This is a genomic window from Anabaena sp. FACHB-83, assembly GCF_014697485.1.
Lineage (GTDB): Bacteria > Cyanobacteriota > Cyanobacteriia > Cyanobacteriales > Nostocaceae > Nostoc_B.
On sequence record NZ_JACJRY010000004.1, the window covers coordinates 220,209 to 242,216 of the forward strand.

General features: G+C 41.1%; 20 protein-coding genes. 9 read left to right on the forward strand and 11 right to left on the reverse strand.

Annotation, left to right across the window (positions count from 1 at the left end; translation table 11 throughout):
- Nucleotides 1–5: 5 nt before the first annotated feature.
- The 6 genes from H6G79_RS06940 to H6G79_RS06965 form a co-directional block, all read right to left on the reverse strand.
- The gene (locus tag H6G79_RS06940) at nucleotides 6–965 is read right to left on the reverse strand and encodes an alcohol dehydrogenase catalytic domain-containing protein (RefSeq protein WP_190590443.1); all 960 of its coding nucleotides are present in this window, start codon (nucleotides 963–965) and stop codon (nucleotides 6–8) included.
- A gap of 147 nt (nucleotides 966–1,112) precedes the next feature.
- Entirely contained in the window at nucleotides 1,113–1,712 is a 600-nt protein-coding gene (locus H6G79_RS06945) for a hypothetical protein (protein ID WP_190590442.1), read from the reverse strand.
- Between the two features lie 267 nt (nucleotides 1,713–1,979).
- The gene (locus H6G79_RS06950) at nucleotides 1,980–2,786 is read right to left on the reverse strand and encodes an inositol monophosphatase family protein (RefSeq protein ID WP_190590441.1); all 807 of its coding nucleotides are present in this window, start codon (nucleotides 2,784–2,786) and stop codon (nucleotides 1,980–1,982) included.
- Between the two features lie 119 nt (nucleotides 2,787–2,905).
- Nucleotides 2,906–4,342 carry a BCD family MFS transporter gene (locus H6G79_RS06955; protein WP_190590440.1) on the reverse strand — a complete coding sequence of 479 codons (1,437 nt, stop codon included), beginning with the start codon at nucleotides 4,340–4,342 and terminating at the stop codon, nucleotides 2,906–2,908.
- A gap of 126 nt (nucleotides 4,343–4,468) precedes the next feature.
- Nucleotides 4,469–4,801: a clan AA aspartic protease gene (locus tag H6G79_RS06960; protein WP_199333979.1), complete on the reverse strand. Its 333-nt coding sequence runs from the start codon at nucleotides 4,799–4,801 to the stop codon at nucleotides 4,469–4,471.
- Between the two features lie 32 nt (nucleotides 4,802–4,833).
- Nucleotides 4,834–5,106 carry a hypothetical protein gene (locus H6G79_RS06965; protein WP_190590438.1) on the reverse strand — a complete coding sequence of 91 codons (273 nt, stop codon included), beginning with the start codon at nucleotides 5,104–5,106 and terminating at the stop codon, nucleotides 4,834–4,836.
- A gap of 188 nt (nucleotides 5,107–5,294) precedes the next feature.
- Between H6G79_RS06965 and H6G79_RS06970 the strand changes: the two genes are divergently transcribed.
- The 5 genes from H6G79_RS06970 to H6G79_RS06990 all read left to right on the forward strand — a co-directional run bounded on the left by H6G79_RS06970 (nucleotide 5,295) and on the right by H6G79_RS06990 (nucleotide 10,030).
- Entirely contained in the window at nucleotides 5,295–5,477 is a 183-nt protein-coding gene (locus H6G79_RS06970; protein ID WP_190590437.1) for a hypothetical protein, read from the forward strand.
- 734 nt (nucleotides 5,478–6,211) lie between these two features.
- A complete protein-coding gene (locus H6G79_RS06975; protein ID WP_190590436.1) occupies nucleotides 6,212–8,017 on the forward strand; it encodes a PmeII family type II restriction endonuclease in 1,806 nt (601 codons plus the stop codon).
- Nucleotides 8,018–8,140: 123 nt separating this feature from the next.
- Complete coding sequence (locus H6G79_RS06980) at nucleotides 8,141–8,482, forward strand: hypothetical protein (RefSeq protein WP_190590435.1); 342 nt, start codon at nucleotides 8,141–8,143, stop codon at nucleotides 8,480–8,482.
- A 36-nt stretch (nucleotides 8,483–8,518) separates the two neighbouring features.
- On the forward strand, nucleotides 8,519–8,947 hold the full coding sequence (locus H6G79_RS06985) for a type II toxin-antitoxin system VapC family toxin (RefSeq protein WP_190590434.1): 429 nt from the start codon (nucleotides 8,519–8,521) through the stop codon (nucleotides 8,945–8,947).
- Nucleotides 8,948–9,055: 108 nt separating this feature from the next.
- A complete protein-coding gene (locus tag H6G79_RS06990) occupies nucleotides 9,056–10,030 on the forward strand; it encodes an aldo/keto reductase (RefSeq protein WP_190590433.1) in 975 nt (324 codons plus the stop codon).
- Here the strand turns inward: H6G79_RS06990 and H6G79_RS06995 are convergent.
- The 4 genes from H6G79_RS06995 to rimO form a co-directional block, all read right to left on the reverse strand.
- Nucleotides 10,027–10,638 (reverse strand): Uma2 family endonuclease, encoded by a 612-nt coding sequence (locus tag H6G79_RS06995; protein WP_190590432.1) that lies wholly within the window; start codon nucleotides 10,636–10,638, stop codon nucleotides 10,027–10,029. The genes H6G79_RS06990 and H6G79_RS06995 overlap by 4 nt on opposite strands.
- An 81-nt stretch (nucleotides 10,639–10,719) precedes the next feature.
- A complete protein-coding gene (locus H6G79_RS07000; protein WP_190590431.1) occupies nucleotides 10,720–11,280 on the reverse strand; it encodes a Uma2 family endonuclease in 561 nt (186 codons plus the stop codon).
- 127 nt (nucleotides 11,281–11,407) lie between these two features.
- Nucleotides 11,408–12,934: a DEAD/DEAH box helicase gene (locus H6G79_RS07005; RefSeq protein ID WP_190590430.1), complete on the reverse strand. Its 1,527-nt coding sequence runs from the start codon at nucleotides 12,932–12,934 to the stop codon at nucleotides 11,408–11,410.
- A 54-nt stretch (nucleotides 12,935–12,988) separates the two neighbouring features.
- Nucleotides 12,989–14,314 (reverse strand): 30S ribosomal protein S12 methylthiotransferase RimO, encoded by a 1,326-nt coding sequence (gene rimO, locus H6G79_RS07010; RefSeq protein WP_190590429.1) that lies wholly within the window; start codon nucleotides 14,312–14,314, stop codon nucleotides 12,989–12,991.
- 649 nt (nucleotides 14,315–14,963) lie between these two features.
- On the opposite strand from rimO, the gene btpA reads away from it, so the two are divergent.
- The 4 genes from btpA (at nucleotide 14,964) to H6G79_RS07030 (ending at nucleotide 20,449) form a co-directional block, all read left to right on the forward strand.
- A complete protein-coding gene (gene btpA / locus H6G79_RS07015) occupies nucleotides 14,964–15,812 on the forward strand; it encodes a photosystem I biogenesis protein BtpA (protein ID WP_190590428.1) in 849 nt (282 codons plus the stop codon).
- Nucleotides 15,813–15,929: 117 nt separating this feature from the next.
- Nucleotides 15,930–16,913 carry a vitamin K epoxide reductase family protein gene (locus H6G79_RS07020; RefSeq protein WP_190590569.1) on the forward strand — a complete coding sequence of 328 codons (984 nt, stop codon included), beginning with the start codon at nucleotides 15,930–15,932 and terminating at the stop codon, nucleotides 16,911–16,913.
- A 434-nt stretch (nucleotides 16,914–17,347) separates the two neighbouring features.
- Nucleotides 17,348–19,552 (forward strand): CHASE2 domain-containing protein, encoded by a 2,205-nt coding sequence (locus H6G79_RS07025; protein ID WP_190590427.1) that lies wholly within the window; start codon nucleotides 17,348–17,350, stop codon nucleotides 19,550–19,552.
- A gap of 636 nt (nucleotides 19,553–20,188) precedes the next feature.
- Nucleotides 20,189–20,449: a hypothetical protein gene (locus H6G79_RS07030; RefSeq protein WP_242048219.1), complete on the forward strand. Its 261-nt coding sequence runs from the start codon at nucleotides 20,189–20,191 to the stop codon at nucleotides 20,447–20,449.
- Nucleotides 20,450–21,178: 729 nt separating this feature from the next.
- On the opposite strand, the gene H6G79_RS07035 is transcribed toward H6G79_RS07030, so the two are convergent.
- Complete coding sequence (locus H6G79_RS07035; RefSeq protein ID WP_190590426.1) at nucleotides 21,179–22,000, reverse strand: NADPH-dependent oxidoreductase; 822 nt, start codon at nucleotides 21,998–22,000, stop codon at nucleotides 21,179–21,181.
- Nucleotides 22,001–22,008 lie beyond the last annotated feature (8 nt).

Here is a 22,008-nt window from a genome sequence, read left to right on the forward strand (position 1 = left end):
ACACTTCATACTTTACTAATTTCCAACAACACTTTTAACACGCCCCGACGTTGTGCTGCTGCAAAAGCTGTAAGACCTTCTGTCAGGGGATAATGGGCGTGAATTAAAGGTTTTACGTCAACTTTTTCTGCTGCTAATAATTCTAGTGCCGCCGGGAATGGGCCGCAACGGGAACCGATGAGGGTGATTTCGTCTACCACCAAAGACGACGCATCTAAACTGAGGTTGCCTGCGTAGGTACTTTTCATGACTAGGGTACCACGGGGACGTAAAGCACGACGAGCGATCGCAAATCCTTCGGGATTACCTGTACAATCTACAGAAATATCAAAAGCTTTATCTTTAACTGCATCAACTAAACCCGTTTTAATTCCTCTCGCGGCTAAGTTCGCCAGTTTTTCAAGATGACGACCCACCACCAACAAATCACAGTTAGTTAACGCCAGTGTTTGCGCTACCAGTTGACCAAGTTTACCATCGCCTACCACTAACACGCGGTCATCGGGACAAACAACCACTTGCTGTTGAATTTCCAAAGCGGCTGCTAGAGGCTCAGTAAAAGTTGCAACATCTGTAGGTACATTATCCGGTACAAGATGTAAGTTTTTTACAGGTAAACACAGATAATCTGCAAAAGCCCCGTGACGGTTCACAATACCCAGTACTGTACGATTTTCGCAGTGCGTCGGCTGTCCTCGAAGACAGAAGCGACAATGACCACAGGCGGCGTTAATTTCGCCTACTACCCGTTGATTAATTAAGTTCTCTGGGCCTTGTTCCACAACACCAACAAATTCATGTCCCAAAATCCCAGTATATGGATAGTAACCACGCTGCAATTCCAGGTCAGTATTACAAATTCCCGCCCGCAAAACACGTACCAACGCTTCCCCTAATTGCGGTTCTGGAACTGGAATATCTGTGCGTAGTTGCAGTTGTTGGTTTTCAAGCCAGAGTCCTTTCATACTACTTTACTGGTAGATACTGTACTCACCGGTGATTAGTATAGCAGTCTTATTGGGGAAGGGGATGAGAGGGACAAGGAGGACAAGGGGGACAAGGGGGACAAGGGGGACAAGGGAGGTGTTGAGACTGTTCTAATTACTTTGTGTTTAACTCTGCATTGCCAAATTTTTATCAATCTGAGCAAATTCAGTCTTTTCCTGAGAAAAATTAATTTCAAATTTACTTAACCAAATTATCAAATCTTCCGAATGAATGGCGATTTCGCTACCTAAAGTTTTGATATAAAGTAACCCATCACTAATAATTAAATCTCGGATAGGATACCAAGAATCACGATTTTGAATAAGCAAATCTAAAGGAATAGTACTTCTTAAAACTCGCTTACGATATTTCCACCAAGCACGCCATAACAATACAGATTGAGTACAGTGCATCTGATAGCCCTTGGGAACTTCGCAATATTGATAATGATAAAAACCGCGATTGTCTATCTCGCCTTTAATCAGATAACTATAATCTAATAATGTCTGATTTATTGATTCCCAGTAAGATGAATTTGGCTGAACTAAAAACTCCGAAGCTGGATGGTTTAAATTGGCTGTAGCAATTACACCTTGAGACTTTGCTGTGAGTTGATTAGTTTTATAGACGGTTTGTGCTGTTAAAGCTGGGTTAGATAATAAAATGTCTTTTTTTTGGATGCTTTGGTCTACGAACTCACGGATTAGCTCTAGATTGGATAACATACACCTATGGTTAATTACTGAGTCAGGGTTAGATTATGTAACTTATAAGTTTCAATAGGTCTTCAACCCAATCAGGATTATTAAATAGGAATTACCCAAAAAAGTTGTTTGTTAAGAATGGGTATAAGGGTGTGAGGGTGTAGGGGTGTAATTATTCAAAATCCTTACACCCTATACCCATTCATTTGTGTGTAAGTCCTGTTCAAGCAAAAAAGCCTAAACCCAAAAAGTGGGTCTAGGCTTGTTCTATCAGTGTTTTGATGAATCTTAAATTTTCAACTCTTTGAGAAATGGTTCAAAAACGATCGCCAATTCTGAACGGCTGAGAACTAGGGTAGGATAAGAGCGATCGCTATAATCTTCTCCTGTAATCAATGGAAATGGCTCTGATTTAAGAGAATTCCAACTCCCACCAGCCGCTTGCACAATTACCCAAGCGCCGGCTAAGTCCCAAACTTTTGGTGTCGCTTCAATTCCACCCAACACTGCGCCAGTCGCAACGGTGAGAAAGTTATAACTCGCCACACCCAACATCCGAATTTTGCAGGGAAATTTTGGTTGAATAACGGCTGTACTGCGGGAACAAAGGTTAAAAAAGTGATGACTGCTGGGAGCATCCGCACTGGTATGTATGGGATGATTGTTGAGAAATGCGCCAGTGGGTGTTGCTAACCCAGATGTACCTTGCCAAAAACCGTGAAAAGTTTGCCCTAATGGCGGTACGTGGATATACCCAAAAACAGGCGTACCTTGATACAGCAAAGCCAAAGAAATCGACCAAATTGGAATACCACGGGTAAAATTCGTTGTCCCATCTAAAGGATCAATTACCCAACACCATTCTGTCCCCGGAAAGGTCTTGTCAGATTCTTCGCTGAGAATACCATAACCAGAAAAATTAGCGGCGATCGCATCCCGAATTTCTTGATCTGCCCATTTATCGGCGCGTGTTACCAAACTACCATCCGCTTTTTGTAAAGCCTGCACCTGTCCAAAATCTTGCATCAGTTGTTTGCCCACCCTGGTAGTTGTAGTCTGGGCAAAATCAAGCACCGTTAACCAAAAATCATTCATTGCAATGGTGGGGAGTGGGGAGTTGGGAGTGGGGAGTAGGAAGTGGGAATGATCATTTCAGACTAGCCTGCGGCAAGCCGCTAAAAGCGTCTACATACTTCACACTTCAGACTTTAAAATTAGTCTAGATCGCTTTCTAAGACAGATGCGATCGCTTGCTTGGTACTGGTTTGAAATTCTGTAATGTTGACGCGGTTGAGGAATCCAATTGAAAGTACCATTCCCACTGCTTCTAAGGCAAATACCAGCCCATAAGCTAATTCCAAACTGGGCAAAGTTCTGCGACCAATATCCAAAAGTGTACCGCCAATCACCACGGCAAGACCCCTAGAAATCGACTGCGCCAGTCCCCATGCACCAATAAACGTCCCGGCGGCTTCGGCGGCGGTTAAATCCAGCATCAAGCTAATTGCTGCTGTAGTTAAGAAACCAGTCGCTAAACCAAACAACACCAACCCAAATTTTAAGAAAGCTACATTGGCGGTAAATCCCGAAATTCCCAATAATGCGGCACATAAAGCCACCAACATACAACCTAACCTGGCGCTGCGGCGTTTACCCAAACGTGGCACAATCAAAAATCCAGCCACAGCGTAAGCAACTAGCAAACCCATACCATAATAAATATTCAATTTGGTGCTTTCCGCCAAAGGCATTTTAAACACCTGACCCGCATAAGGTTCTAAAATTGGGTCTTGCATAAACAAACACAGTGTCATCACCACCAAAAAGGTGAAAAATAAACCTGTTTGGGGACTTGCGGTTAAGATTTTCCACGCTGCATTTAGGGTAATGCTGTCTTCGCGGTTGACTAATGTGGAACGGCTGGAATATTGGGAATATTTTTTTTCAACACCGAATGTGGCTGCGATCGCCAATCCAAAGACAATTGCTGGCACAATTGTAAATAATCGGTTGATTGATGCCTGTAGTGTTTCTGGGGTTGCTTCTGGGGTTAATTGCCTGAGCAAGCTAGAACTAATAATTGCGCCGACGATGATTCCCACCATCAGCATTGACCAAACCACACCCACGACTTTAGAACGGTTATCTTCTTCCGACACATCTACCAATAAAGCCGCGAAAGCCGTACCACTAGCGCAAATTGCCAAACCGTAAATTGCAAAAATTAAAGATAGCAGCGCAGTCCAGCCGATAGTGTCAGTTGTCCAAGTCCAGCCGTCACCAGAAATACTCGCAGCATTATTTAACTGCCACATTACTTGTACCGCTAAAAAAGCCGCGATCGCAAATATCGCCGCCCCCACCCATACATAAGCTGTCCGGTGATAACCCCACAACGGCTTCGCATCCGATATCTGACCAAACCAAATCCGCGAAGGCGACACAAACGCAGGTAAAGCCAGCACCAACGCCACCAACGTCGCCGGAATCGCTATTTCTTGAATCATCACCCTGTTGAGTACTCCCAGAGTCAAGATAGACATCATACTCAACCCCATTTGAAACAAGCCAAGCCGAAACATAGTCGGTAAATTGACCCTTGGCGCAACTGGGTATTTTGTTTCACTATCAAACACTTCACCGCTTGCCATAGTTAGTTTTCTGGATGGTTTATCAAAATAGTCTCTCTTTAATTAAAGATAAACTGTTCGATATTCCAAAAACCCAGCTATTTCGGGTGATGAATTTTTCGTTGTGCCGGTAGAGATGCTTTCAAGTTATAGAATTTCATCCACCAGAACCGTACCGCCTTCACAAAAATCTATGCCAAGATGATAATCTTCCAGCAAAGCAGTTCCAATGAGCGGACGACGACCCATTGCTAGTGCTGCAATATTACGCTCTACACCATTCCATATAATTGTTGCCAAATAAACATCAGTTTCCACACTGGAATTGTTAGCTAGGTTGGCGTTGATATTTATGAGGTAAGGCAAACCAAGAGTAGCAATTACAGAAGGCGGCAAAGTTAAGAACCCTTCAAACCCTGTATCAATAACGCATTCGATTTCTACACCTGAACCTTCTGGGGGAAGAATAATCAAACTCATTCTTGCCTGAAGTCCAACTACATTTCCGTGTATCACTGTGCCGTCCTGAGCAATGTACCACCAACTGCATAAACGGCATCATAACCAATTCTTTCTCCCCAAAGTGCTGCATTGGGTTGCTTGGATTTTAATCGCAGACTCGTTTCGACTAAATCATCACCGATTTCGTAATCTCCCGTTTCAACATTAATCGAGATAATTTTGCCAATGTTTTCTTGTGTCTCAACTGTGGCACGGATACTTTTTTCGTAGAGTTCCTTTCCACGTCGAGCGACTTCTTGGTTACTAAGTGTTGGGTGGGACATAAATAAATCCCCTGTTTAAGCGGCTAGATTCTTCACTTTATTGTATGGCAATACCAGTAACCCTAGCGGAAAATTCAAGCTGCTAAGGTACCGCTATCAGGGTTTACACTTTGCTTTGTTTTACTCATCACTTTGTGTAGGCTCTGAGTACAGGAAAACCATCTCCCCACATAAAGACCTACGGTAAAATGATAAAACAAAAATTTCAACTTAAACTTACCAGAGATAACGTCCTGGGAATTGCCGTTCTAGTTATGGTCACGGGGACGCTCATACTTGCTTTTATAGACCCAACTGTGCGTCCATTTCTTTTCGACCTAACACAAATGGCTTTAGGCGCTTACTTAGGATTAAAAGCCGGAGATAAGTGAACTAAATAACTACATGATCGCATCTCGTACTTTTAGTTCAAGAGTTGCGATCCTTCTCATGGCGTACCTCTTACCATTTAGACCGGAAGCTTGTTTACATTGATAGGACTTACGCAAAAAACCCCCAACTCTCATTCCTCCGTGAACTCTGCGTCTCTGTGGTTCGATTTTCCTTAGCTTATGCGTAAGTCCTGATTGAGTAATAACTAATGATCGCTCTTTCAAGAAATGGCGTAATGGTAACTCGTAACCACAAGGATATTTCTCAAATTCCTGCTTTACTATTGGAGGATTGAACAAAGTAAAACAGAGGAGTTTCCACAAAATGGCTAGATCCAATGTTATGTTCGCACGTTTTTTTGTAACGCTACACTAAGAAAGTGAAGAAATATAAACGTATAGATATTGCGATCGCACTCCGTCTATAACAATCAAACTTAAATTGTTGGGTATCGGCTGTAGCTAAAGTCAACTGGTGGTAAACTGCGGTAGTTGCAATCAAGCGATCGCCTGGGCTTGATGTGGTAATCGGACGGCTTAAAATAGCAATATAGCCGTGCAGTGGAGCTTTATGTACAGCTAACTTGGTACAACACGCAATTAATCACCCAGAATAGCTGAGTTCATCAAAAAACTGACATAGCTTTATACATCTTTTGAGGTAGTATAGAGTGCTGCATACTTATCTTTAGTATATTTTGGTCAAGCAAGATTTCATTTTAATAGGTTCGGTAATGGCAGAAGCAGCACTAAATATTACCTTGGGATCTGAGGAAACTCTTATTCAAGAGTTGGATTTCATTGATCAGAATAACCCACAAGCCTGGAAAAACAAGCTGATTCTTGGTGATTGTTTAGAAGTACTCCAAAAACTTCCTTCTGCAAGCGTTGATTTAATTATTACTTCACCTCCCTATGCTGATAGTCGGAAAAAAACCTATGGAGGAATTTCACCCGATGAATATACAAATTGGTTTCTAGCAAGAGCTTTAGAACTAAAAAGAGTTCTCAAACCAGAAGGTTCATTCATTCTTAATATTAAAGAGAAAGTTGTTGATGGTCAAAGACATTCATACGTGTTGAATTTAATTTTAGGAATGCAGCAGCAAGGATGGTTATGGACTGAAGAATATATATGGCATAAAAAAAATAGTTATCCTGGCAAATGGTCTAATCGTTTTCGAGATTCCTGGGAGCGTTGTTTACACTTTAACAAGCAAAAGAAATTTAAAATGTATCAGGAATCTGTCATGGTTCCTATGGGAGATTGGGCAAAGTCACGTCTCAAGAATTTGAGCGAGACAGATAAAAGACGTGATAATTCTAAAGTTGACAGTGGATTTGGTAAAAATATTTCTAATTGGGTAGAGCGGAAAATGGCCTATCCAACAAATGTTTTACATTTAGCAACTGAATGTGGCAATAAAAATCATAGTGCAGCTTTTCCTAAAACTCTCCCCTCATGGTTTATCAAGCTATTCACTGATGTAGATGATGTAGTACTCGACCCCTTTGCAGGTTCAGGAACATCTTGCGTAGCTGCTAAAGAACTAGGCAGAAATTATGTAGGGATTGAAATTAAAAGAGAATATTGTGAATTAGCAGAACTGAATATTAAAACGGCAGTTTCTCATAATCAAATTTTAAATAACAGTAATCAAAAGCATGAGGAATTAAATGTGGCTGGCGCAAACTCTGAAATTTATCATGATTATTTGATTCGATACGTTCTTACACCTTTCTATGACAAAAGATTTGAGAAGTTGAGCAAATTAAAGCTCAAAGATGTTCTGAAACGAAAAAACCCTTATTTATTCAAGGCGAAAAATATTGAACGCGCCCAAGATTTTGTTGATAGTATAATTACTGCCTTCCTTTCTTCACAAGAAGAAACCATCTTTGGCAATTTATTAGAAGGCTTTGCAATACATATATCTGAAACTTTGTACGGTGGTTTTAAATCAAAGCTCAACAGTATTGATTTAGAGTTTAGCAGGGATGAAAATTATTATATTGTAGGGATTAAATCTGGTACTAATTGGGGTAATTCTGACCAAATTAGTAAGATGAAAGATAATTTTAAAAAAGCTAGACAGTTTTTAATCAAACAAGGTGTTACAAGCAATATAATTGCGGTTAATGGTTGTATGTATGGCAAAGATAGTAATCCTTTGAAGAAAGATGTAGATGCTGATAAAACATATTTTAAATATGCGGGGCAAGAGTTTTGGGAATTTATCTCAGAAAATCCCAACCTTTATCAAGAGATGATTGTGCCTATCGGAGAAGAGGCAAAGAAAAAGGATGAACTTTTTAAGTCTACTTTGGATGCAAAAGTCAATGAGATGACTTTTGAATTTATGCAGTATTTTACGAGTAACGGTCGTATTGATTGGATGAAGCTGGTGGATTATGTCTCTAAAAAAGGAGATGTTAAATTAGAACCCATATCTCAACAGTTGACATTGGAACTAGAAGGAAGAGATTCAGATTTAGAAGAACCTCTAGATTTAGCCGATGCGCTGGATTTTGAAGAGTAGAACGGTTATAAGCTGAATAGTAAAGAACGATCGCACTAACTATCATCTCAAGAAACACAGATTGAGTTAAACTAGTCTTTGTAGAAGAATAAGTTATTTTTCAATATTCCTCTATGCAAATATATGGTTATCAATTTATCTTCCGCATATTTATCTCAATCAGGAAATTTAAATTTACATATTTTACTAGAACGTAGTGATGCAGGAAATTTCATAGCTTCCGTCTTGGAATTTCCCAACACTCGGATTGAAGCACCGACTCAAGAACAAGCTGTACAAGAATTAAAAAAACTTTTGTCAACTCGTCTGGAAAAGACAGAAATTATTCCAGTAGAAATTTCGTTAAATCAAAGCGAAGTAGAAAATTCCTGGATGAAATTTGCAGGTGTATTTAAAGATGATACAGATTTTACTGAAATTGCCGATAGTCTTAGAGCAGAACGTAACGCAGTAGATGAAGATTAAATAGCTGAGGGTGCAATTTAACTAAAGAAATGTAGGATGAGTCTTTATATACTCGATACAGACCATGTTTCGCTGTTACTTCAAGGAAACCAAGCTGTCATATCTAAAGTTGCTCAAGTTTATCCTAATTTGGCTATCACAATTGTCACAGTCCAAGAAATTTTTAACGGTTGGGTAGTCAAAATTAATGACCGGACTGAATCTAAAAATTTAGTAAACCTTTATACAAAACTTTGGACTACTCAAGAGTATTTCAAAGGAGTGAGAATACTTAACTTTGACAATTCTGCCTACAGTTACTATGAAAAGTTACTCAGAGAAAACCAACAATTAAATAAGAAAAGACTACAAAAAGATTTACGAATAGCTGCGATCGCTCTTTCGACAAATGCAGTGATGGTGAGTCGTAACCATAAGGATTTTTCTCAAATTCCCGACTTGGTATTAGAGGATTGGACTCAGTAAAACAGAAAAATTTTGCCTAATTAACTATATCTAATGCCCTATTCGCCTTTTTGTCCTTAACGCTACACTAAAAAAGTAAAGAAATGTAAATGTATAGATATTGCGATCGTGGAAATCATCACATTAGGCAAAAATGGCCCGACTGTTCCACCCTTATGTATAGGAACTTGGGCTTGGGGCGATAAACTGTTTTGGAATTATGGCAGTGACTACGGCCCCGAACAATTACAAGCAGCTTTTACAGCAGCTTTAGAAGCGGGTGTTACTTTTTTTGACACCGCCGAAGTTTACGGAATGGGACTGTCAGAAAAATTTTTAGGGCAATTTATCAAACAGACGACCCAACCTGTGCAAGTTGCCACAAAATTCGGCCCTCTGCCTTGGCGATTTACCGGACAATCTGTAAGTGATGCCTTAACAGAAAGCCTCAAACGTCTGCAACGCGAAACAATTGAATTGTATCAAGTGCATTGGCCGTTTGCTTTCTTTTTGAGCCAAGAAACACTGATGAATACCTTAGCCGATGAAGTGCAGCGAGGCAGAATTGCCGCAGTCGGTGTCAGTAATTACTCAGCCTCCCAAATGCGAGAAGCTCATCAAATATTAGCAGCTAGGGGCGTTCCTTTAGCTGTCAACCAAGTACGTTATTCTTTACTTACGCGCCAAGTAGAAAGTAGTGGTATTATTGCAACTGCCCGTGAGCTTGGTGTGACAATTTTAGCTTACAGTCCTCTAGCCCAAGGATTACTCACAGGTAAATACACGCCGGAAAATCTCGAAAAATTAAGCGGTGCTAGAAAGATAGACCCAAAATTTGGTAAAGAAGGCTTGGAAAAAATTGCACCAGTGATATCTTTATTACGTGAGATTGGCGAAAAACGCGATGGTCTACGACCGACCGTAGGTCATCGCACCCCGGCGCAAGTTGCACTAAACTGGTTAATTGCCCAAGGTAATGTGATTCCCATCGCTGGTGTAAAAACAGCCGAACAAGTCAAACAAAATGCTGGCGCTTTAGGTTGGACATTAAATAACGATGAAATCGCAGAATTAGAAAAAATTACTCGTCCTTGGCTGAATTAACTACCTGCTTGAAAAATTTGTTTTGCAGTTAAATTTAACTCTGGGAATGTTGGCGACTCGATGCAATCATCACCTTTAAATTGAATCACTTGGTACTCATCATCAACCAACGAGTAAATAGAAATAGTCGGTTGTTTCGGGTCGCCAACAAACTTTTTAGCAGCTAATCCTAAATAATCTACAATCCAATATTCACGAATGCCAATTCCCTCATATTCACCATATTTTTTGTAGTAATCATCGCGCCAATTACTACTTACGACCTCAATAACTAATGGAATAGAAGCTGCTTGGCTTACAGTTGATTCTTGCTGCCATAAAGGCTCGTTCATCAAATTAGCTTGGTTTAATATTAAAATATCTGGTGAATAGGCAGACTCGCTATCAATTGGCTTAACTAATGCTGTCTTAGGTATCAAATAAGGTAGGCGTGATTGATAACACTGAACAGCTAACTGTATAGATAAAAAGCCTGTAACCTCTTCATGACCTCCTAATGGTTGTGCCATTTTAACAACTACTCCATCGTGCAATTCATAGAGTTCTCCATCAGGTTTCCAACTGACGAATTCTGCAAACGTTACTGTTTTGCGTAGAGCTTGAGTCATAAGTACTTTATCAACACAAGGCAAGTTTATCTGCTGTTTAACTCTCTAAATTCTAGTCCCTAGTCCCTAGCCTCTAGCCTCTTATTCAAATACAGGCGGCCACAATTCTGATATCGTTAACTCCCAACCAGGAAGTAAATCTGGTAGTGTCAATTTATTGTTATTTTGTAAAATTACTGGTGCTTGATTCAGCCGATAAACTTTTAATATCAACTCATCTGGATCAATCAAAATCCCAACAGTACAACCAAATTCTAAAAATAATTGAATCTTTTCTTCTAATGTTTTCACACGGTCTGACTTGGATTTAATTTCTACCATCAAGTCAGGTACTAATTCTACAAAATCGCGCTTGCTAGTTTTGAGTCTGTCAGCACGCACAAAGGATACATCTGGAGCGCGGAGATTGCGTTTTTCATGATTAGTTTCCAAGCTAGGCAGAATAAAACCAGCACTAGAACCAGTAACTCTTCCTAGCTTACGTGGACGTACCCAATTGCCGAGTAAGCGAATTAACTCAGCCCCTATTTCTTCTGAAATATAATCTGATGGCCCCATAACTAGGATGCTTCCATCTACCAGTTCCATCTGCCATTCTGGATGTTCAGCTTGTAGCTGCTCTAAATCTGCAATTGTGAACATAAAACTATAGAAAGTTCATCTTTATCTATGTTCCTACAAGCTGATAGAAACGGTGAGCGACTGTTGTAAGTTATGAGTCCTGAGTACACATCAAAACACTTAGCACTCAGCACTCAGCACTCACTACCTAAGAAGCAGATTCTCTCGCGCCAGAAGAACCTAGCTTTTGATTGGCAGAAACGGGGGCTTCACGACGACCTGAGCGTAGTTTGGGCTTGGGTGTGGAGCGTCCTTCGTCACCGTTGTTAGCATCTGATTTGTTCCAAGAACGGTTTCTGTCACCAGAAAATTCACGACGCTTCATGATTTTGGGTTTAGCGACGGGAACTTCTTCGGGAACTTCCACCTCAGAGCTTAACCAAGCGGGACGGGTTTCATCATAAGCAAGTTGCAGTGCCGCAGCAGCGATCGCATGAGCATCATACTGTTCAATCAATTCGCTGACAATCGGTAAGAAGGAAGCTAGTCTTTCGCCGCTTAGGGCTTCTCTGACTTGTTCTTGCAATTTGTTGATGTGCCGTGCTTCAATTTGCGCCCTGGTGGGAATAGACAGTAATTGCCAGCTTTGACGGTTATGACGCTCAAATATTTGCTGTTTGCGACGCTCAAAAGGCTGAACCAAGGTAATGGCTGTACCTTCTTTACCAGCACGACCAGTCCGACCAATGCGATGCACGTAGGTTTCTACGCTATCGGGTAAGTCGTAGTTAATGACGTGGGATAGTTGGTCAACATCTAAACCGCGTGCAGCAATGTCAGTGGCGACTACCCAGCGCACTTGACGATTACGGAAGCGGGTTAATAAACGTTCTCTGGCTTGTTGGGACAAATCACCGTGATATTCATCCACGCTGTGACCAGCAGCTTGCAGTTGGTTGGTGAGTTCTGCCGCAGTTCTGCGGGTACGCACAAAGATTAAAGCTGTTTCTGGATCTTCCATTTCCAGAATTGGCTGTAATGCTTTGGCTTTTGTCCAGTGGCGGGGAATTAAGTAAGCTACTTGGTTAATTTTGTTGGGTGCAGCTTTTGGTTGCTCAACAGTAACGGTAACAGGCGATCGCAAAAACTTGTTCACCAACATCCGAATTGACGGAGGCATTGTGGCCGAAAACAATGCTGTTTGCCGTTCTTGGGGTGCTTGGGACAAAATTCTCTCCACATCATCGATAAAGCCCATGCTCAACATTTCATCGGCTTCATCTAACACAAACCACTTGACTTGATCTAATTTCAAGCTACCGCGCTCTAGCAAGTCAATCACCCGGCCGGGAGTGCCGACAACAATGTGAACGCCGCGTTTGAGCTGCATAATTTGACGGTCAATTGATTGACCACCGTAAATTGCTAAAGCCCGTAAGCCACTGTTACCAATAAATTGGCTAACAGCATCATGGACTTGAATTGCTAATTCACGGGTTGGGGTTAAAACTACAGCTTGCACGGCTCTTTGGCTAACATCCAGCCGTTCTAAAATTGGTAGAGAAAAGGCTGCTGTTTTGCCTGTACCAGTTTGAGACTGTCCTACTACATCCCGACCTGACAACAGTTGGGGAATAGCTTGGATTTGAATGTTAGTCGGTGCGGTAAAACCAATTTTTTCTAATTGTTCAGCGCGTTCTTGGGAAATTCCTAGTTCAATAAACGAAAGATTCATCAACTCTCCTAGATTTTGCTTTTTGACTTTTTGTTTAGATTGGGAAATCGAAATCTATGTGTAACTGAGGGCAACTTGACCGTAGAGGTCATAAGTATCAGCACTGCGAATTGCAACAGGCACAATGGTTCCTAATTTTGCTGCGCCTGTGACATACACCAAACCATCAACTTCGGGCGAACTTCTGCTAGAACGACCAATTAATTCCCCACTTTCAGGATTTTCTTGCTCAATCAGGACATCAACGATTTTGCCGACTTCCTGTTGATTTCTCCGCCAAGAAATGGGCTGCTGAATTTCCATGATTTTCTGCCGCCGCTCGTCCATAATTTCCTGGGGTAACTGATTGGGCAGACTGTAGGCGGGGGTTCCTGCTTCTGGTGAAAAGGTAAAAACACCAACATGGTCAAATTCATGCTGCTGCACAAAGTTGAGTAGATGCTCAAAATGCTCTTCGGTTTCACCGGGAAAACCAACAATCAAGGTTGTCCGTAATACAGCTTCTGGTAGTGCAGTTTTAATGCGCTCAATAATTTCATTGTTGACTCGCCCTTGCCAAGGACGGTTCATGGAGCGCAGAATCTCTGGATGAGAGTGTTGCAATGGCAAATCCAAGTAAGGTAAGACGTTGGGTGTTTCTTGGATTGCCGCAATCACATCTGGGGTCAATCCTGTGGGATAGGCATAGTGCATCCTAATCCAAGGTATGTCCACTTTCCCCAAGGCTCGGAGTAATTCGGCGAGTTTGGGCTTACCGTAAATATCCAATCCGTAGTTAGTAGTAATTTGAGAAATCAAAATGATTTCTTTTACGCCTTGGCTGGCTAACTGCTCGGCTTCGGCCACAATTGATTCAATGGTACGCGATCGCTGATTACCTCGCAGATACGGAATAATACAAAACGCACACCGATAATCGCATCCTTCAGCCACTCTCAGGTAGGCAACACCCTCTGTTGTCGTGCGGTAACGCGGTGTGGTTTCATCGGCGATGTAAGTTGGTTCGGCGCTAATTTGTTTAACGCGCTCTCCTTGTTCAGCTCGCTCGATCACATTGACGATCTTGTGATAATCACCTGTACCAACCACGGCTACGGCTTCGGGCAACTCTTCCAATAATTGCTCTTGGAAATGCTGCGCCATGCAGCCTGTGATCACGATTTTTTTATTAGCCTCTGCCAATTCTACTAAAGTTCTGACAGATTCTTCTCTTGCTGCTTCAATAAAACTACAAGTATTAACGATAACGTAATCTGCTAACTCTTCGTTTGTATCTACGCCATAACCTGCTTCTACCAGCAGCCCTAGCATGTGTTCTGTATCTATTCGATTTTTTTCGCAGCCCAAATGAGATATTGCTATTGTTGGCTTTTCACCCATACTTTCATATCTAAGATTTTTTCTTTTAGTCACACAAAGCGCAGTGACTTCGCTCTTTGTGATGCACGCCTTGAAGCTGACAACACTTAGGTGGATTTTTCCACTACCAGTAACTGTCTTTGCTATGACCTATACAAATTGAGGCCATGTTATGATATGTCTACTATTTGTTTCCCAGGGTAAATTGGAGTGTCTTTGATTATTTTTGACACTTGTAATATTTTTTAACAAATCGCCTGTTAGTATTTTACACTACCGTAGCGTATGCGTTGCTAATTTACCCGTCGGGAAGCCGCCCAAAAGGCTGGTTGTGAGAAGTCGCTACCCTCAGGGAAATCGCGCTGGCGACTACGCCTAATCAAGCAGTAATGCTACCCTAACGCTCAGGCAAGATGCCCAAGCCACGGGAAGGTGCCTTGCGTCTTATGAGTGGCAAACTCCTCTTGTAGCCAGGTTTTATCTTAACATATCTTATGGAACGTTTTATGCCAAATTCCATCCCCAGATGGAGGTAGTAAAACCAGTGCCAGAGAAAACATGAATGCTAATCAAGGAAGTAGGGACGTAAGACGAGAAAATAGGAGCTAGGTGAATTTTAATCCTAAAATCCAATCCCTAATCCCTGATCTCTGAATAATCTTTTGAAGACGTGGACTTATATCAGACCTTTAAAACTCGTACACCAATTATTGGCGTAGTTCACCTACTGCCATTACCCACCTCACCCCGTTGGGGAGGGAGCCTAAAAGCCGTAATTGACCGTGCTGAACAAGAAGCAACTGCTCTTGCCAGTGGCGGCGTAGATGGCATTATTGTCGAGAACTTTTTCGACGCGCCATTTACCAAAAACCAAGTAGACCCAGCCGTTGTGAGTGCGATGACGGTGGTAGTGCAGAGGATACAAAATTTAGTAACCTTGCCGATAGGTTTAAATGTATTGCGGAATGATGCCAAAAGTGCGATCGCGATCGCCAGTTGTGTGCGGGCGCAATTTATCCGAGTGAATGTGTTAACTGGAGTCATGGCCACTGACCAAGGATTAATTGAAGGTGAAGCCCACCAATTATTGCGCTATCGGCGAGAATTAGGCTCTGATGTCAAAATTTTGGCAGATGTTTTAGTCAAGCACGCCCGGCCTTTAAGTTCACCTAATTTAACAGTTGCGGTTCAAGACACAATTGAACGCGGTTTAGCAGACGCAGTAATTTTATCTGGCTGGGCGACAGGTAGTCCTCCCACCGAGGAAGATTTAGAACTAGCGAGCGGTGCAGCCAAAGGCACACCAGTATTTATCGGTAGTGGAGCCGACTGGGAAAATGTTGCTACACTGTTGCAGGCAGCAGATGGGGTGATAGTTTCTAGTTCCTTAAAACGTCATGGTCGCATTGAGCAACCAATTGATCCGATTCGCGTCAGTCAATTTGTTGAAGCAGCCCATCGCACTTGGAACTCTAAAAGCCCCAGCAAATCAACCCAACAAATAAAGTTACATTCTTAGTAAGTAGGGAGTGGGGAGTAGGAAGGATTTGTATACTTCAGACTTCACACTACCCTCCGGGAAGCCACCCAAAAGGTGTCTACAGACTTCATACTTCATACTTCAGACTTCGCAGTTATGATTCGCCGCCGTTCTACTCCTTGGATTCATAAATGGTCGCGCCCAATAATTGCCGCGATCGCCGGATGTGGTACTTTAGTCACTGGCTATCTCACCATTGAAAAGTTAACAGGAGGCAGCGCCGCCTGCATAGCACAAGCTGGCACGAGAGGTTGTAATGACGTACTTTCCAGCCCTTGGGGTACGGTTTTCGGTCAGCCATTGGCATTATTTGGATGTTTAGCATATATCAGTATGGTGATATTTGCTTTAGCGCCCTTAGTTGTCAACTCTGAGAACAGCAACCAGCGTAAACAAATCGAAAATTGGACTTGGTTGCTGTTGTTGGTGGGAGCAATTGCCATGTCTGTGTTCAGTGGCTATTTAATGTATGTGCTGGCTTTTCAAATCAAAGCCTTGTGTCCTTACTGTTTAGCCTCGGCATTCTTCTCCCTCAGTTTGTTAACTCTCACAATTCTGGGACGTACCTGGGAAGATATCGGACAAATTTTATTTACGGCTTTGATTGTGGCAATGGTGACACTGATTGGGACTTTGGGTGTGTATGCAGGTGTGAATACATCACAAACGCCTGGTTCCACCGGACAACAAAGAATTTCCTTTATCCCGACACCAGCACAAACGCCTAACCCGGAATACGGTTGGGAAATTACCACCAACTCTGGAGAAGCCGAAATCGCCCTAGCACAACATTTAGCCAAAGCCGGTGCGAAAGAATATGTTGCCTACTGGTGTCCTCATTGCCACGAACAAAAGCTAATTTTTGGTAAAGAAGCTTACCAAATTATTAACGAGAAAGTGAAGGTTGAGTGTGCAGGCGACAGTCCTAAAGGTAAACCAGAATTGTGTCGCGCTGCAAACATCCAAGCCTTCCCGACTTGGATTATTAATGGTCAAACTTATAGTGGCGTGCAAAACCTCACAGAACTAGCCAAGATTACTGGTTATACCGGCCCAACAAATTTTAAATATTTTAAGTAATCAACGTCAGCGCAATTGTTTTTCTAAATTAATTCTCACTTTTGCTCGTCAACTGGCTGAATATCACAATTCATATTCCCAGTTGACTTATTTTTTTGCAATTTTCTTTTTCAGCGTTAGTATAAGTGACAACAAATTATTAAAATCCTTCATTTACCTTTTCGATAACGAAAATATACTTTTTATTAGCAATCAATATTTATACTGCACCTGTTCTTCTTTGATACAGCAATACTGGTTAACCTTTGCTTAATCATTAATCATGATGAGTTATTCTTTGCTAACACTATTGCAAATTATTTGGTGGAAGATAACAATACTGATAAAATTTTCTCCAATCAACACTGGAGCATCTTCGGGATATTTACTGAGTGTCGGCTAGTTTTTGATATCTGTAGTAATTGAAAGTATTTCTCCCTACTAGGTAATTGGGAATGAATAAGCAGCTAGACAAGCATTTTGTCAGGTTATTTTTGAGTTGGAACCTGCAACAGTCACTTGAGCGAAAATATAAAGAATTAGTTGTTGCTGGTATTGTGGCGACCTGCATTATATTGTTACGCTTTGTCGGAGTGTTTCAATCCTTAGAGTTAGCCGGGTTGGATCAATTTTTTCGCTTACGTCCAACCGAAGAACCAGAAGAACGGATCACGATTGTAGCAATTGATGAAGATTCTTTGCGGCGAGTGGGTTCTTGGCCGATTCCTGATGGCGTGATTGCTGATTTATTGCAGAAAGTACAAGTGCATCAACCTCGTGTGATTGGCTTAGATATATATCGAGATTTAGCAGTCAATCCAGGACACCAAGAACTAGTTAATCTTTATAGTTCAATGCCAAATTTAATCGGTATTCAACTATTAAACCAGAACCGCAATATGCGTGTTCTGCCGCCTCTAAAACTGAACCCAAACCAAGTTGGTTTTAATAATTTACTGTACGACTATGATGGCAAAGTCAGGCGAAATTTGTTGTATCTTCACATGAATGATCAACACTATGAAAGTTTTGCCTTAAAGTTAGCATTACTCTATTTACAAGACCAAAAAATTACCCCAAAAAAAGCCGCTAAAAAGAGTGATTATGTCCGATTAGGCAAGGCTATACTTACCCGTTTTCAATCCAATGATGGTGGTTATGTGAGGGCGGACGATCGCGGCTATCAAATTTTATCTAATTTTCCTAAACCATCATGTAAAAAAGTTGCTGGTGAATTTTGTAATTTCCGTCAAATCTCCATGAGTGATGTTTTAGATGGCAAAGTGCCAGTTAGTTGGATACGCGATCGCATTGTGTTGATTGGTTCCACTGCTCCCAGTTTGCAAGACTTTGCATTTATTCCCTACTCTAGCCAAATGTTAGGTACAACCAAGCCAGTAGCAGGGATTGAACTGCAAGCTTACTTTGTGAGTGAGTTAATCTCCTCTGCTTTGACAGGAAGACCATTATTAAGAGTTTGGGCGAAATTATGGGAGTGTTTATGGATTTTTACTTGGTCTTATTTGGGTTCGTTAATCATTTGGCAGATTAAGACTTTTAGTAAAAGTATTCCCAGTATTTTAGTATCTTTATTTATACTTTTTTTAAGTAGTTATCTAGCTTTTTTACTGGGTTGGTGGCTACCATTAATCCCGGCAACTCTTGGCTTGAGTAGCGCCTCAATTTGGATGATTATTCATATTGCATATATGCAGGAAGAATTGAAACGCTCTAAGGAGTTTTTGCATCAAGTCATTAATTCTATTCCTGACCCCATTTTTGTCAAAAATGAAAAACATCAGTGGATTGTCTTAAATGATGCTTACTGCCAATTCATTGGTTATCCTGATAGTCTGTTGCTGGAAAAGTCATATTATGAATTTTTCCCACGCCATGAAGCTGATGTTTTTCGAGAACAAGATGATTTAGTATTTCTCACCCAAAAACCGCGCGAAAATGAAGAAGAATTTACTAATGCTGCGGGTCAAACCCATCTAATTGCTACGAAGCGATCGCTCCACAAAGATGCGGCTGGTAATTTTTTCTTAGTGGGAGTGATTCGAGATATTACCCAGCGCAAGCTAATGGAAGAAGAACTACGACGCACTGCGGCTGAGTTATTTCGCTCTAATACAGAATTAAAACTCAAAGAAGACCATTTACGGTATCTGGCTTATCACGATCCCCTGACAGGCTTATCGAATCGCAAATTCTTTCTTGAACAACTTCAAGAATCTTTACAATGGTCGCAAAACAACAACTTGTTGCTGGGACTGCTGTTTATTGACTTGGATGGCTTTAAACATATTAACGATACTTTGGGGCATGATATGGGCGATCGCTTGTTGGTGATTGTTTCCCAAAGACTCAGTAATTGTTTGCGCGGTAGTGATACTGTCTCCCGGCTGGGTGGTGATGAATTTACAGTCATTCTCCGCGCAATTCCTGAAGTTTCAGTGGCGGCTAGAGTTGCAGAAAAAATTCTCGCCAGCCTAACCGAACCAATTGTGCTATCAGGATACACCACTAAAGTTTCTGCCAGTATTGGCATCAGTGTTTATCCGACAAATAGCCAAGATGCAGAAACCCTGATTAAACAAGCCGATTCAGCTATGTACCGGGCTAAACACTTAGGTAAAAACCGATATGAGTTGACTTGAACGGTCAGCAAAAATTAAAAAAATCAGTAATTTTTACAATAGACAATAGTCTCAGCCATTGTAACCAATGGCTGAATGTTTTATGTCTGGATTTTTATAGTAAAATTGTACTACACTGAGCATGTAAAGATTTATTGTATTGTGATTTATTTAGTCTAAAAATTTATATATGAGTAACACTACTTAAACTAATTTTGAATTATACTTACTTTCATAAATTAAATTTTGATAAAGAAATCACGAAATGAGCCATTTTTGTACTCTCAACTCCTGGTTTTTGCGGAGATGTACCCAATTTACCTCGGAAATACTGAGTTTTTTAGTATTATTTGCTACGAGTCAAGATGGGGGTTTGCCGCAGAAATATAAAGAATATATTAAGATTTTATGTTTCCGCGCCTGACTCTAGAGGTAATTAACGAACCTCGAACAACATCATCGCTACGAGTTCTAACTTTTGGCTGATGTCTGTTAGCAACCTTTAGGTATATTTCTTAAGTGTTGAGCAGATTTTCTGTCCCAAGTTTTTTACTCAAAGATTTTTCTGAGAAATAAAAAATTTTACTAAAGTTTAATTTTTCCGCGAAACTAATTCCGCATCGGATGTAGGTAAAAAAAGTACTGGGTGAAATCAGAATGCAAAAAATAGATAGAAACTTGATGGCGACAAACTTAAAAATCACAAGTATTTTGATATTGTGTGTAAGCGCCTGTTTAGCGATTCCGAAAATTGCTGATGCTAGAGTAAATTTTCACAATTTAGTAGCTAATGCTTTGACTAATACCGAAAATAGCAGTTTTACAAGCTCTAATGGTAATTTTCAAGAGTTAACAGATGTTTATGTGCCGCCAAATTATGGACTTCCTGATAGCCAGCATGGTAGCGGTACACGCTAACGCATTGCAGATTGCTGAGTAAGTATTTTCAAGAGTTATAGCCACAAACATAGTCCTAGGGTATGCTTCGACTCATATTGTTAAGAAACTTCTAGAGAAGAGAATAAACAGTTATTAAAATGATCATCATTCTGGGGAGAGAGGTTTTTCATGCCTACACTTCTTCACTCTTTACCCAACCCTTGATTTTTCATCTCACTGCTTAATACCAATTCGCAATGATGCTCGCTAACGCAATTAAAAAATCTACCTCCAGTAAGACTTTCCTGATTTCTATCTGTCGCATTCTTTTCTTAAATTGGTATAGTGCCATCTCACTTTCAAAATGATAGAGATATACAAGTAGCACCTCGACTTCTCCTGACGGAGACGCTGCGCGAACGCTCGGTACAAGTCGCTCGGCGAACAGAAGCAGAAGTACAGAGGAAGTGATTTGTATCAATAATTTCGTGAATTGGTATAAGTCATAAATTATTTGAATTTAAATTAGGGTAAGGTTTCACTTTAGTAAGCGATCGCGCATTTTAAAACCCCTACATTTATATAAATGTAGGGGTTTATCTTCACCAGGACTTACGCATCAAAATTTTCTGTGGGGATTGGGTGTGAGGGTTTTGGATACTTACACCCTTACACCCTTTTATAAAACCTTATTTTTTCGTTTTTTTGCGTAAGTCCTATTCACCTCTGCCTGTTCCTAATATTATTCATTGACTGCTGAATTTTTCTTTATCGCAACTGAAAACCAAGATTATTTAAGGCTTCACGCAGTCGATCGCGTCCTCTTAAAGATTCTACTGTGGCAATGCGCTCTGAAGAATGTTGTGACCAATCCCCAGCAATGTTCATCTGTTGTTCAGTATAAAACTGTTTGATGATGTCGTTGTAGTGGGCGATCGCTTCATCTTGTTCAGCTAATTTATATGTTTCTCGATGCAGCACTGCTGACTGTGGTAGACGTGGTTTGATGGCTGCATTTACTTCGGGGTTGGGATAACCCACACATAAACCAAATACCGCATATACAGATGAAGGTAAGTTGAGGATGCGTGCTACTTCTTCTGGGCGGTTGCGAATCCCACCGATGTATACTGTTCCCAAGCCTAAAGATTCAGCTGCGATCGTGGCGTTTTGAGCAGCTAAGGTAGCATCCACAGTTGCCATAACAAACATTTCTAAATAGTCTAAAGCTTCACGGCTGATACCGCGACTATCGGCAACATAACTCAGTCGCGCCAAGTCTGCTAACCAAACCAAAAATAGCGGTGCTTGTCGAATATGTGCTTGATTACCCGCTAGTTTTGATAGTTCTTCTTTACGTTGGGAATCTTCAACGGCCACTAAACTCCAGGTTTGCAGATTAGAAGATGTCGATGCAGACTGCGCGGCTGTGACTAAAATTTCTAGTGTTCCTGGTGGTAGAGGATCACTGAGATAAGAACGGATGGAACGATGAGATAGTAAGGTTGTCAGTGATTCATTCCAATCAATTTGGGAATTAAAAGGAAGTTCACCATAGCGCGATTGTAAAAGTTCTGTAGGATTGCTCATAGGTAAAG

Bases quoted from the DNA above. Each gene is read 5' to 3' on its own strand.
- H6G79_RS06940 (WP_190590443.1), bottom strand. From the start codon at position 965: ATGAAAGGACTCTGGCTTGAAAACCAACAACTGCAACTACGCACAGAT.
- H6G79_RS06945 (WP_190590442.1), bottom strand. From the start codon at position 1,712: ATGTTATCCAATCTAGAGCTAATCCGTGAGTTCGTAGACCAAAGCATC.
- H6G79_RS06950 (WP_190590441.1), bottom strand. From the start codon at position 2,786: ATGAATGATTTTTGGTTAACGGTGCTTGATTTTGCCCAGACTACAACT.
- H6G79_RS06955 (WP_190590440.1), bottom strand. From the start codon at position 4,342: ATGGCAAGCGGTGAAGTGTTTGATAGTGAAACAAAATACCCAGTTGCG.
- H6G79_RS06960 (WP_199333979.1), bottom strand. From the start codon at position 4,801: ATGAGTTTGATTATTCTTCCCCCAGAAGGTTCAGGTGTAGAAATCGAA.
- H6G79_RS06965 (WP_190590438.1), bottom strand. From the start codon at position 5,106: ATGTCCCACCCAACACTTAGTAACCAAGAAGTCGCTCGACGTGGAAAG.
- H6G79_RS06970 (WP_190590437.1), top strand. From the start codon at position 5,295: ATGATAAAACAAAAATTTCAACTTAAACTTACCAGAGATAACGTCCTG.
- H6G79_RS06975 (WP_190590436.1), top strand. From the start codon at position 6,212: ATGGCAGAAGCAGCACTAAATATTACCTTGGGATCTGAGGAAACTCTT.
- H6G79_RS06980 (WP_190590435.1), top strand. From the start codon at position 8,141: ATGGTTATCAATTTATCTTCCGCATATTTATCTCAATCAGGAAATTTA.
- H6G79_RS06985 (WP_190590434.1), top strand. From the start codon at position 8,519: ATGAGTCTTTATATACTCGATACAGACCATGTTTCGCTGTTACTTCAA.
- H6G79_RS06995 (WP_190590432.1), bottom strand. From the start codon at position 10,638: ATGACTCAAGCTCTACGCAAAACAGTAACGTTTGCAGAATTCGTCAGT.
- H6G79_RS07000 (WP_190590431.1), bottom strand. From the start codon at position 11,280: ATGTTCACAATTGCAGATTTAGAGCAGCTACAAGCTGAACATCCAGAA.
- H6G79_RS07005 (WP_190590430.1), bottom strand. From the start codon at position 12,934: ATGAATCTTTCGTTTATTGAACTAGGAATTTCCCAAGAACGCGCTGAA.
- rimO (WP_190590429.1), bottom strand. From the start codon at position 14,314: ATGGGTGAAAAGCCAACAATAGCAATATCTCATTTGGGCTGCGAAAAA.
- H6G79_RS07020 (WP_190590569.1), top strand. From the start codon at position 15,930: ATGATTCGCCGCCGTTCTACTCCTTGGATTCATAAATGGTCGCGCCCA.
- H6G79_RS07025 (WP_190590427.1), top strand. From the start codon at position 17,348: ATGAATAAGCAGCTAGACAAGCATTTTGTCAGGTTATTTTTGAGTTGG.
- H6G79_RS07030 (WP_242048219.1), top strand. From the start codon at position 20,189: ATGCAAAAAATAGATAGAAACTTGATGGCGACAAACTTAAAAATCACA.
- H6G79_RS07035 (WP_190590426.1), bottom strand. From the start codon at position 22,000: ATGAGCAATCCTACAGAACTTTTACAATCGCGCTATGGTGAACTTCCT.